This window comes from Citrobacter freundii ATCC 8090 = MTCC 1658 = NBRC 12681 (assembly GCF_011064845.1).
Taxonomy (GTDB): Bacteria; Pseudomonadota; Gammaproteobacteria; order Enterobacterales; family Enterobacteriaceae; genus Citrobacter; species Citrobacter freundii.
The window spans coordinates 171,757-183,649 of record NZ_CP049015.1 but is presented as its reverse complement, the minus strand read 5'-3'; the positions used below and the strand labels follow the sequence as shown (position 1 = coordinate 183,649).

Annotated in this window: 12 protein-coding genes; 9 read left to right on the top strand and 3 right to left on the bottom strand. The window is 53.9% G+C overall.

What is annotated here, in order from left to right; all coding sequences use genetic code 11:
* Window positions 1–78 precede the first annotated feature (78 nt).
* From G4551_RS00880 to ghrB, 6 genes are all read left to right on the top strand, one after another.
* The gene (locus G4551_RS00880) at window positions 79–741 is read left to right on the top strand and encodes an OmpA family lipoprotein (protein ID WP_003837719.1); all 663 of its coding nucleotides are present in this window, start codon (window positions 79–81) and stop codon (window positions 739–741) included.
* Between the two features lie 141 nt (window positions 742–882).
* Complete coding sequence (locus G4551_RS00875; protein WP_003837718.1) at window positions 883–1,899, top strand: LacI family DNA-binding transcriptional regulator; 1,017 nt, start codon at window positions 883–885, stop codon at window positions 1,897–1,899.
* 99 nt (window positions 1,900–1,998) lie between these two features.
* Entirely contained in the window at window positions 1,999–2,748 is a 750-nt protein-coding gene (locus tag G4551_RS00870; protein WP_003024284.1) for a sugar phosphate isomerase/epimerase family protein, read from the top strand.
* A gap of 3 nt (window positions 2,749–2,751) precedes the next feature.
* Window positions 2,752–3,690, top strand: coding sequence for a sugar kinase (locus tag G4551_RS00865; protein ID WP_003837715.1), 939 nt, complete (start codon window positions 2,752–2,754; stop codon window positions 3,688–3,690).
* A gap of 70 nt (window positions 3,691–3,760) precedes the next feature.
* Entirely contained in the window at window positions 3,761–5,041 is a 1,281-nt protein-coding gene (locus G4551_RS00860; protein WP_003837713.1) for an MFS transporter, read from the top strand.
* A 22-nt stretch (window positions 5,042–5,063) separates the two neighbouring features.
* Window positions 5,064–6,038 (top strand): glyoxylate/hydroxypyruvate reductase GhrB, encoded by a 975-nt coding sequence (gene ghrB / locus G4551_RS00855; RefSeq protein ID WP_003837711.1) that lies wholly within the window; start codon window positions 5,064–5,066, stop codon window positions 6,036–6,038.
* A 58-nt stretch (window positions 6,039–6,096) separates the two neighbouring features.
* On the opposite strand, the gene G4551_RS00850 is transcribed toward ghrB, so the two are convergent.
* Entirely contained in the window at window positions 6,097–6,807 is a 711-nt protein-coding gene (locus G4551_RS00850) for a DUF3053 domain-containing protein (protein ID WP_003837709.1), read from the bottom strand.
* Window positions 6,808–7,187: 380 nt separating this feature from the next.
* Here G4551_RS00850 and G4551_RS00845 point away from each other — a divergent pair, with 380 nt between their 5' ends.
* From G4551_RS00845 to cueP, 3 genes are all read left to right on the top strand, one after another.
* The gene (locus tag G4551_RS00845; RefSeq protein ID WP_003827383.1) at window positions 7,188–7,478 is read left to right on the top strand and encodes an HTH-type transcriptional regulator; all 291 of its coding nucleotides are present in this window, start codon (window positions 7,188–7,190) and stop codon (window positions 7,476–7,478) included.
* A gap of 279 nt (window positions 7,479–7,757) precedes the next feature.
* Entirely contained in the window at window positions 7,758–7,970 is a 213-nt protein-coding gene (gene cspE, locus G4551_RS00840; protein WP_000014594.1) for a transcription antiterminator/RNA stability regulator CspE, read from the top strand.
* 187 nt (window positions 7,971–8,157) lie between these two features.
* On the top strand, window positions 8,158–8,697 hold the full coding sequence (gene cueP / locus G4551_RS00835) for a copper-binding periplasmic metallochaperone CueP (RefSeq protein WP_003024269.1): 540 nt from the start codon (window positions 8,158–8,160) through the stop codon (window positions 8,695–8,697).
* Between the two features lie 113 nt (window positions 8,698–8,810).
* Here cueP and glyS read toward each other — a convergent pair whose 3' ends face one another.
* Together glyS and glyQ are read right to left on the bottom strand one after the other, a co-directional pair.
* Complete coding sequence (glyS, locus tag G4551_RS00830; protein ID WP_003837705.1) at window positions 8,811–10,880, bottom strand: glycine--tRNA ligase subunit beta; 2,070 nt, start codon at window positions 10,878–10,880, stop codon at window positions 8,811–8,813.
* Window positions 10,881–10,889: 9 nt separating this feature from the next.
* Window positions 10,890–11,801 (bottom strand): glycine--tRNA ligase subunit alpha, encoded by a 912-nt coding sequence (glyQ, locus tag G4551_RS00825; RefSeq protein ID WP_001168551.1) that lies wholly within the window; start codon window positions 11,799–11,801, stop codon window positions 10,890–10,892.
* Between the last annotated feature and the right edge of the window lie 92 nt (window positions 11,802–11,893).

Here is an 11,893-nt window from a genome sequence, read left to right as displayed (position 1 = left end):
ATTTTCTTCATGTTCACACGTCATAATCAACCGCCACGGTCGCTGTGGCAAAGAAGAAAAAGTCATTAAGGAATTAAGATGAAGAAACGTGTTTTTGTTATTGCTGCCATTGTGAGCGGCGCCCTGGCGGTTTCTGGCTGCACAACAAACCCTTACACCGGCGAACGCGAAGCAGGTAAATCCGGCATTGGCGCGGGTATTGGCTCTCTGGTCGGCGCGGGCATTGGCGCACTCTCTTCTTCGAAGAAAGATCGCGGTAAAGGCGCACTGATTGGCGCAGCGGCGGGTGCGGCCGTTGGCGGCGGTGTCGGTTATTACATGGACGTGCAGGAAGCCAAACTGCGCGACAAAATGCAGGGAACGGGCGTCAGCGTGACGCGTAGTGGCGATAACATCATTCTGAATATGCCGAATAACGTCACCTTCGACAGCAGTAGCGCCAACCTGAAACCTGCTGGTGCCAACACCCTGACCGGCGTGGCAATGGTACTGAAAGAGTACAATAAAACCGCCGTCAACGTGCTGGGCTTCACCGACAGCACCGGCAGCCAGGATCTGAATATGCGTCTGTCTCAGCAACGCGCGGACTCCGTGGCCAGCGCCTTAATCACGCAAGGGGTTGCCGCTAATCGTATCCGCACTCAGGGCATGGGTCCGTCAAATCCGATCGCCAGCAACAGCACGGCGGAAGGTAAAGCGCAGAACCGTCGCGTAGAGATTACGTTGAGTCCTATGCAGTAATCGTTGAGCCGGGTGGCGGCTTCGCCTTACCCGGCCTACGTTCGACAAGTAGGCCCGGTAAGCGCAGCGCCACCGGGCAAATTACTTGCTTCGTCAGATTTTCCCGCTAAGGTATTCACACGAAATTCAGGGAAATCAGCGATGAGCAAATCAACACGGGCAACCATCAGCGATGTGGCGAAAGCCGCAAAAACCGGCAAGACCAGCATTTCACGCTATCTCAACGGTGAAAAGCACCTGCTTTCCGACGCGCTACTGGCCCGCATTGAACAAGCCATTGCCGATCTCGACTACCGTCCCAGCCTGATGGCAAGAGGACTGAAACACGGTCGTACCCGCCTGATTGGCCTGATCATCGCCGATATTACCAATCCCTACTCCGTCAACGTGTTAAGCGGCATTGAAGCCGCCTGCCGCGATAAAGGCTTTACCCCGCTGGTGTGTAACACCAACAACGAAGTGGATCAGGAACTGCATTATCTTGACCTGCTGCGCAGCTACCAGGTCGAAGGGATTGTGGTCAACGCCGTCGGGATGCGCGAAGAGGGGCTGAACCGCCTGCAGCAGTCTGCGCTGCCGATGGTGCTGATTGACCGTAAAATCCCCGATTTCGCCTGTGATATGGTCGGGCTGGATAACACCCAGGCGGCAACGGTTGCCACGGAACATCTGGTCGAACAAGGTTTTGAAGCCATCCTGTTCCTCAGCGAACCACTCGGCATGGTGAATACCCGCCGCGAACGCCTGAGCGCTTTTCGCGCCACCCTCGCACAGTACCCCGGCGTTATCGCGCAAAATGCCGAAGTCCCGCTCACGGACAATACGCAGCTGGACGAAACCCTGCGCCAGTTCCACCAGCAGCACCGGGGAATGCGCAAAGCTGTTATCTCAGCTAATGGCGCTCTCACACTACAGGTTGCCCGCGCCCTGAAACGCATTGGCCTTAACTGGGGCAGCGATATCGGCCTGCTCGGTTTTGACGAACTGGAATGGGCCGAACTGGCGGGCGTTGGTATTACCACGTTGAAACAACCTACCTGGCAGATTGGCTACACCGCCGTTGAGCAGGTTGTACGCCGGATCGATGGCGGCTCTGCTGCCATTCAGGAACAGGTCTTCTCCGGCGAACTGATCGTTCGCGGCTCTACCGCCCGTTAAATTTCCTTCGTGATGGTGATCATAAATTCAACATCATAAGCTTTTCTTTGGAACCGGTTCCATCTAGCGTTATAGCAAGAACGCTAGTCTGGAGTTTCCATGAAAAGAAAAATTATGGTGGTCACCGCCGCTTACGGCCACGACCAGGTACGGGCCGCTGGCGGGCAAACGGCAATGCTGCCCATTATCGCTGAAGCCGGTGCTGACGGCGTCGAAATCCGCCGCGAATTGCTGACCGACGCCGAGCTGCACACGCTGTCTACGGTGGCATCTGCTATCGAAATCTTCGGCCTGCTGGCCTGTTACTCAGCGCCTGAGCCGTTGTTCCTTGAGGACGGTAGCCTCAATCCCCGACTTCCTGCGCTACTTGAAGAAGCACAGGCCCTGCAGGCGCTATGGCTAAAAGTCTCCCTCGGCCATTTCTCCCATACAGAACAGTTCAACGTGTTACGTGAATGGCTGGACAACAGCGGAATGGAACTGGTTGTCGAAAACGATCAGACCGCCTGCGGACGCCTGAAGCCGATGCAGCGCTTTAACGAAGCCTGCCAGACGCAAAATCTGCCGATATCTCTGACCTTCGATATGGGCAACTGGCTGTGGGTGGGCGACTCCCCGGAACAGGCGGCGCAGAAACTGGCGTCAACCGTTGGGTATATCCATGTCAAAGCCGCCGTTGCACATCGCGACAGCTACCGTGCCGTACCGCCTGATGCAGCCGATCCGCGCTGGCTGACGCTGTTGAAAACGCTGCCGGGCGATGTTCCACGCGGCATTGAGTTTCCCCTGGAAGGGCAGGATTTGGCGGCGGTTACCCGCCGTTACGTCGAGTTGTTACGCGAGGAGTAACGCATGAAAAAGTCACTGGATGTGGTAACGATTGGTGAAGCGATGGCGATGTTTGTCGCCACGCAAACCGGCGAACTGGCGGATGTGGAGCAGTTTATCAAGCGCGTTGCTGGCGCTGAACTCAATGTGGCGACCGGTCTTGCCCGGCTGGGCCTGAAGGTCGGTTGGGTAAGCCGTGTAGGCAACGACAGTTTTGGCCGTTTTATCGTTAAGTCGCTGGAAAAAGAAGGGATTGATGCGCAGGGAGTCACCCAGGACGAGCGTTACGCTACCGGCTTTCAGCTTAAATCTAAGGTCGAAAATGGAACCGATCCCATTGTGGAATACTTCCGCAAAGGTTCCGCTGCCAGCCACCTCAGCATTGAGGATTATCACGAAGCCTACTTCGCCAGCGCGCGCCACCTGCACCTGAGCGGCGTAGCGGCGGCACTTTCTGCCAGCTCTTATGAACTGTTAGCCCATACCGCCCGCACACTGAAAGCACAAGGGAAGACCATCTCGTTCGACCCGAATTTACGCCCTGTGCTGTGGAAAAGCGAAGCCGAGATGGTGGAAAAACTGAACCGTTTGGCATTCCAGGCCGACTGGGTTTTGCCTGGATTAAAAGAGGGCATGATTTTAACCGGTCAGCAGACGCCTGAAGCCATCGCCGACTTTTATCTGCGCCACGGGGTGAAGGCCGTGATCATCAAAACAGGGGCCGATGGCGCCTGGTATAAAGCCGCCAACGGCGAGCAGGGCTGCGTCGCACCGGTAAAAGTCGACAACGTGGTCGACACCGTCGGCGCAGGCGATGGCTTTGCGGTCGGCGTTATCAGCGCCCTGCTGGAAGGTCGCTCGCTGCATCAGGCGGTGACCCGCGGCAATAAAATTGGCGCTCTGGCCATTCAGGTTCAGGGCGACAGCGAAGGATTACCCACACGTGAACAATTAGGGGAATAAATTCCCGGCCAACTCTGTCTCTGTACCCTACATTCAGAGGCGGCGTAACAGCATAATCAGAGGGCAGTCTATGAATAGCTCAACAAATGCAGCAAAACGCTGGTGGTACATCATGCCAATCGTGTTTATCACGTACAGCCTGGCGTATCTCGACCGCGCGAACTTCAGCTTCGCCTCCGCCGCCGGTATCAACGAGGATCTCGGCATTACTAAAGGGATCTCTTCCCTGCTGGGCGCGCTGTTTTTCCTCGGCTATTTCTTCTTCCAGATCCCAGGCGCGATTTACGCCGAGCGTCGCAGCGTACGAAAACTGATTTTTGTCTGTCTGATCCTCTGGGGTGCCTGTGCGTCGTTAACCGGCATGGTCAGCAATATTCCAATGCTTGCCGCCATCCGCTTTATTCTTGGCGTCGTTGAAGCCGCGGTCATGCCCGCAATGCTGATTTATATCAGTAACTGGTTTACGAAGTCCGAGCGTTCGCGTGCAAACACTTTCCTGATCCTCGGTAACCCGGTTACCGTCCTGTGGATGTCCGTGGTTTCCGGGTATCTGATCCAGGCGCTGGGCTGGCGGGAAATGTTCATCATCGAGGGCTTCCCGGCCATCATCTGGGCGTTCTGCTGGTGGGTGCTGGTAAAAGACAAACCGTCTCAGGTCGGTTGGCTGTCAGAATCTGAAAAAGCCGCCCTTCAGGCACAACTGGAAAAAGAGCAGCAAGGAATCAAAGCCGTACGGAACTATAGCGAGGCTTTCCGCTCACGTAACGTCATCCTGCTGTGTATGCAGTATTTCACCTGGAGTATTGGCGTCTATGGTTTTGTCCTGTGGCTGCCGTCGATTATCCGCAACGGCGGTGCAAATCTGGGGATGGTTGAGGTTGGCTGGCTGTCATCCGTACCTTATCTGGCGGCGACTGCGGCGATGATCCTCGTTTCCTGGGCCTCCGATAAACTGCAAAATCGTAAGCTGTTTGTCTGGCCACTGTTACTGATAGCTGCTTTCGCTTTTATCGGCTCCTGGGCCGTGGGCGCAGACCACTTCTGGATTTCTTACACGCTGTTGGTTATTGCGGGTGCGGCAATGTATGCCCCTTATGGTCCTTTCTTTGCCATCATTCCGGAAATGCTGCCGCGTAACGTTGCCGGGGGGGCAATGGCGCTGATTAACAGTATGGGCGCACTAGGCTCATTCTTTGGTTCATGGTTTGTCGGCTACCTCAATGGCGCTACCGGCAGCCCGTCCGCCTCGTACATTTTTATGGGGGTAGCGCTTTTTGTCTCAGTATGGCTAACTCTCATTGTTAAGCCTGCTAATAATCAACAGCTACCTATTGGCGCACGCCACGCTTAAATTTTAACTTACGGAGATTCGCATGAAGCCGTCCATTATTCTCTATAAAGCGTTACCTGACGATTTACTGCATCGCCTGGAAGAGCATTTTACTGTGACTCGTGTGCCTAACCTGCGCCCGGAAACGGTCGCACAGCACGCCGAAGCGTTTGCCAATGCGGAAGGTCTACTGGGCTCCAGTGAAGCCGTCAATACCGCTCTACTGGAGAAAATGCCGAAACTGCGTGCGACCTCCACGATTTCCGTCGGCTATGACAACTTCGACGTCGATGCCCTTAACGCGCGTAAGGTACTGTTGATGCACACGCCAACCGTACTGACAGAAACCGTCGCCGATACGGTGATGGCGCTGGTGTTAAGCACCGCTCGCCGCGTGGTAGAAGTGGCTGAACGGGTGAAGGTCGGTGAATGGACCAAAAGTATCGGCCCGGACTGGTTCGGTACGGATGTGCACCACAAAACGCTGGGGATTGTCGGCATGGGCCGTATTGGCTTGGCGCTGGCACAACGTGCGCATTTCGGCTTTAGCATGCCGATTCTCTATAATGCGCGCCGTCATCATCAGGAAGCAGAAGAACGCTTCAATGCGCGCTACTGCGATCTTGATACGCTGTTACAAGAATCCGATTTTGTCTGCCTGATCCTGCCGTTAACCGACGAAACGCATCATCTGTTCAGCACCGAACAGTTTGCCAAAATGAAGTCTTCCGCCATTTTCATTAACGCCGGACGTGGGCCGGTGGTCGATGAAAAAGCACTGATTGCCGCCCTGCAAAACGGCGAAATTCATGCCGCTGGTCTGGATGTGTTTGAGCAGGAGCCATTACCGGCAGACTCACCGCTGCTGTCGCTGCCAAACGTGGTTGCTGTGCCGCACATTGGTTCAGCCACGCACGAAACGCGCTATAACATGGCGGCCTGTGCGGTGGATAACTTAATCGATTCGCTGCAAGGACGCGTTGAGAAGAACTGCGTAAACCCGCAGGTCGCGCGATAAACAAAAGGCCGGGTAGCGCTTACGCTCACCCGGCCCTCCATATCTTACAGCGGCTTAATTACTGAGCGGCATTCACCGCAGCAGTCCAGGCCTGGTTAAATGCCTGATGTTGAGAAGCCAACGGGCCAATCAGCGTGTTGTACTGACTTGCCTGCTGTGACGTTGGGAACTGGATACCGTTGGCGACAAAGCTCACCTGCGTATCCTGCTGCGCCACAAAATCACCAACCTGCACTAACTGCTGCGTGAAGATTTGCGCTGCAGGGATCAGCGGCTGTAACGCCTCTGCAGGTACAGTGACGACTTTATTGTAAACCTGGTCAAAGACCGGCTTCAGATCTTCGCCCTGCTTCAGCGCGCCATGCGCAGCATCTGCCTGTAGTTTCGCATTCTGCAACTGTTGCCCTAATACACCTAGCGCACCATTTGCCTGACGCAGCGGCTCACGCTGAGTCACATAATCCTGAGGAACACGAATCGCATTTACGCTATCAACCACCGGACGCAGACCGGAGTCCATCGCCTGATTAACCTGCTGCGAATAGCCATACAGAATCGCGTAATCGGACACAAACGGGCCAAACTGTTTTTTCTGATCGGCGGTCAGCGTTGGTAAACGCTCTCCGCTACGCATTGCAGTATTCTGCAGAAAATCGATAAACGCTTTGCGTTGATCGCCTTCTTTATCAAAACACCCACTCAGGCCAACTACCATTAAGAGCGCCAAAACAGGCGCAAACCAGCGAGAGCAGGACTTACCTGTCGCCATTTTAATACTCCTTTCACCCAAAAATGCGCACAACGACACCCGCGTGCCTGACGTTAACAAGGATAGTCCAGGTCAGCCCCGCAAGATACCCTTTCCGCATAATCTTGTGGGGGAAAATAACCGTTCCCACCACCGTTCGTTTTGCTAAACAATGCTGCATTTACTACTCGGCGTCATATTTTAGTCATCTTTACAATCGGAATCGATCGTTCGGAGATCCCGACCTTTATCAGTTCGTTAGCCAGCAATAGATTGTTGCCCACCGTTTGCTGAAACGAATCCATCTCTCAAACCCCGAATCCGACTTCATTTTTTGCGACTACTCTTAATGAGCTTCGAAGAAATTCACGATCCCGCTGTGTGATTTGTAGGAGTTCTCAATGGAATACAAAGATCCTATGTTTGAACTGCTGAGCAGTCTGGAGCAGATTGTTTTTAAAGATGTATCGCAGACGGTCACTCTGCCGCAAAAAACCAACCCTTTCACCGAATTTGAACAGTTACGACGAGGGACGGGTTTAAAAACAGATGATTTTGCCCGAGTAATGGGCGTGACAGTCGCGATGGTTCATGAATGGGAGTCTAAACGCGTAAAGCCTTCCACTACCGAATTGAAGTTAATGCGCCTGATCCAGGCAGATCCAAGATTAAGTAAGCAACTGATGGATTGAACTATTTTTCAATTTTGCTTAAGAACGGTCCTGTAACGGGGCCGTTCCCTTACGAAGGTTATCCACAAAAAAGAAAATAGTAGTTGCATCCACATGCGTAAAATGAGTTAATGCCCTCAACGGTTTGACGTACAGACCATTACAGCAGTTAGTAAGGCAAGTCCCTTCAAGAGTTATCGTTGATACCCTTCGTAGTGAGCATTTCCTTTACTGTTAAAAAATCTGTAAAGCACGCCATATCGCCGAAAGGCACACTTATTTTTTAAAAGGTAATACACTATGTCCGGTAAAATGACTGGTATCGTAAAATGGTTCAACGCTGACAAAGGTTTCGGCTTCATCACTCCTGACGATGGCTCTAAAGACGTGTTCGTACACTTCTCTGCTATCCAGAACGATGGCTACAAATCTCTGGACGAAGGTCAGAAAGTTTCCTTCACCATCGAAAGCGGCGCTAAAGGCCCGGCAGCTGGCAACGTAACCAGCCTGTAAGCTTAAAAAGCTCAAGATTCTGAATCCCTGCCAAACGGCGGGGATTTTTTTTATCTGTACTTCTTAAAACGCCTCGCCCACACGCGTCTTTGCATTACTTTACCCGTCGCCCCTTTGACCTTTCCCTAAGGGCAAGCTTTATAGTGAGCCAGTCTGTATTCCACAACGTTCACAAGGAATTGAAGCTATGTCGAAATCCTCATTGTTGCTGGTTTTAGGTTTACTCACCACCGGTAGCGCGTTCGCCGCAACCCCTGAAGCCACTTTTTTGGCGGAACACGGGCTCAGCGGAAAATCCGTCGAGCAAATCGTCGAGGCCATTGACCAGTCTCCCCAGAGCCGCCCACTGCCCTACTCGGCATCCGTCACCAGCACTGAACTGAAGCTCTCTTCAGGCGATCAGATCTATACCCTGCCGCTCGGTGACAAGTTCTATCTGTCATTTGCCCCTTATGAATGGCAAACACATCCTTGCTTCAACCACAGCCTTTCCGGTTGCCAGGGAGAAATGCCGGAGAAGACATTCAATGTCAAAGTGACGGATAACAAGGGTGACGTAGTGCTACAAAAAGAGATGAAGAGCGGTCGAAATGGCTTCGTCGGGGTTTGGCTACCGCGCAATATGGCAGGCACCATCGCAGTAAGCTACAACGGCAAAAAAGCGGAGTATCCCATTAAGACCATGGAAGACAGCCAGACCTGTCTGACTAAATTACAGCTGCGCTAACAACATAAAAAAATGCCGGATGGCGCAATGCTTATCCGGCCTACTGGTGTTTATCTCGTAGGCCGGATAAGGCGAAGCTGCCATCCGGCATTTTCTAAGTCAGCTCAGGACCGTTACTGCAGCAGCGAAATATCCGCCACGCGCAGGAACAGTTCGCGCAGTTTTTCGAGCATGGAGAGACGGTTGATACGCAGATCTTTATCTTCTACGTTGACCATCACTTTCTCGAAGAACGCATCAACCGGCTCACGCAGTTCCGCTAACTCAACCAGCGCTTCCTGGTAATGGCCAGCGGCGAAAACAGGCTCCAGCTTATCGCGCAGCACCACAACCTGCATCGCCAGCGCAATTTCTTCCGGCTCTTTCAGCGTTGCCGCATTCACACGGTCATTCAGCGTTTCTTCAGACTTCGCCAGAATATTTGATACGCGCTTGTTCGCGGCAGCCAGCGCGGACGCGGCCTCCAGGGTACGGAAGTGCGAAACCGCCTTCATACGTGCGTCGAAATCAGCCGGACGAGTCGGACGACGAGCCAGCACGGCCTGAATGGTATCGACGGTATAACCTTCGTCCTGATACCAGGCGCGGAAGCGACCAAGCATAAAGTCGATAACGTCATCCACCACGTTGGCGTTGGTCAGCTTGTCGCCATACAGACGAACAGCCTCTTCCGTCAGCGTTTGCAGATCCAGATTCAGGTTCTTCTCAACGATGATACGCAGCACGCCCAGCGCAGCACGACGCAGCGCAAACGGGTCTTTGTCGCCTTTCGGATGCTGACCAATACCGAAGATACCCGCCAGGGTGTCCATCTTGTCAGCAATCGCCACGGCACAAGCCACCGGGTTAGACGGCAGGTCATCACCGGCAAAACGCGGCTGATACTGCTCGTTCAGCGCCACAGCGACATCTTCCGCTTCGCCATCGTGACGCGCGTAGTGCATTCCCATCACGCCCTGAGTGTCGGTGAACTCGAAGACCATGTTGGTCATCAGGTCGCACTTGGACAGCAGGCCAGCACGCGTTGCGTGGTTAACGTCAGCGCCAATTTGACCAGCAATCCAGCCCGCCAGCGCCTGGATACGGTCAGTCTTATCGCGCAGCGTACCCAGTTGCTGTTGGAACAGCACGGTTTGCAGACGCGGCAGATGGTCTTCCAGGCGTTTTTTACGGTCGGTATTGAAGAAGAACTCGGCATCCGCCAGACGCGGACGAACAACCTTCTCGTTACCGGAGATAATCTGGGTCGGATCTTTCGATTCGATGTTGGCAACGAAGATAAAGTTCGGCAGCAATTTGCCGTCGTTCGCATAAACCGGGAAGTACTTCTGGTCACCTTTCATGGTGTGTACCAGCGCTTCAGACGGAACAGCGAGGAATTTCTCTTCGAATTTCGCGGTAAGCACTACCGGCCATTCTACCAGCGAGGTGACTTCTTCCAGCAGGCTTTCGCTCAGGTCAGCGTTACCGCCAATCTTACGCGCCGCTTCTTCAGCATCGGCTTTGATTTTCGCTTTACGCTCAGCGTAATCCGCAATGACTTTGCCTCGCTCACGCAGGATTTCCGGATACTGATCGGCAGAATCGATAGTGAATTCCGGCTCGCCCATAAAGCGGTGTCCACGGATCACACGATCGGACTGAATGCCCAGAATCGTTGCCGGAATAACTTTGTCGCCCAGCAGCAGAGTCACGGTGTGAACCGGACGCACGAAGTGAACGTCAGACGCGCCCCAGCGCATCAGTTTCGGGATCGGCAGCTTCGCCAGCGAAGTGGCAATCATGTTTGGCAGCAGCGTTTCAGCGCTTTCGCCTTTCACATGCGCGCGATATAGCAGCCATTCGCCTTTGTCGGTAGTCAGACGCTCAGCCTGATCAACCGTGATGCCGCAGCCACGTGCCCAACCTTCTGCCGCTTTGCTCGGTTTGCCTTCAGCGTCAAACGCCTGGGCAATGGCCGGACCGCGTTTTTCAACTTCACGATCGGGTTGAGATTCCGCCAGATTCGCGACTTTCAGCGCCAGGCGACGCGGTGCAGCAAACCACTCAACGTTGCCGTGCGCGATGCCAGCGTTGTCCAGCTCCGCGGTAAAGTTTGCAGCAAAGGACTCAGCCAGGCTGCGCAGTGCTTTTGGTGGCAGCTCTTCAGTGCCGATTTCCACCAGAAAAGTTTTCTCAGACATGGCCGCCTCTTATTTGTCTTTGTTGCACATCGGGAAGCCAAGGGCTTCACGGGAAGCGTAGTAAGCTTCTGCCACTGCTTTGGTCAGGGTGCGAATGCGCAGGATATAGCGCTGACGCTCGGTGACGGAGATGGCTTTACGCGCATCCAGCAGGTTGAAGCTATGGGCGGCTTTCAGAATACGTTCATACGCAGGCAGCGGCAGCGGATTTTCCAGCGCCAGCAGCTGCTGCGCTTCTTTCTCGTACTGCTCGAAGCAGGTGAACAGGAAGTCCACGTCGGCGTATTCAAAGTTGTAGGTGGATTGCTCCACTTCGTTCTGATGGAACACGTCACCGTAAGTGGTTTTACCCAGCGGGCCGTCGCTCCAGACCAGGTCGTAAACGCTGTCTACGCCCTGAATGTACATGGCCAGACGTTCCAGACCGTAGGTAATTTCCCCGGTTACTGGTTTACATTCCAGACCACCAACCTGCTGGAAGTAGGTGAACTGAGTCACTTCCATGCCGTTCAGCCACACTTCCCAACCCAGACCCCAGGCACCCAGCGTCGGGTTTTCCCAGTTATCTTCCACGAAACGAATATCGTGAATGGTCGGGTCCATACCCAGCTCTTTCAGAGAACCCAGGTACAGCTCCTGAATGTTGTCCGGTGACGGCTTAATCACTACCTGGAACTGATAGTAGTGCTGTAAGCGGTTCGGGTTTTCGCCATAGCGGCCATCGGTCGGACGACGGGAAGGCTGCACATAAGCAGTCGCCATCGGTTCCGGCCCCAGCGCACGCAGGCAGGTCATTGGGTGAGATGTTCCCGCGCCGACTTCCATGTCCAATGGTTGAACAATGGTGCAGCCCTGGCGAGCCCAGTAATCCTGTAAGGTCAGGATCAAGCCCTGGAAGGTCCTGGTATCAAACTTTTGCATATTATTTCGTGCTGGATACGTGTGGATTTAAAGGAAGCGATCAGTATACCCGCTGGCTGCAAGATATACAGTACGAAACGGGAAAAAGGGGG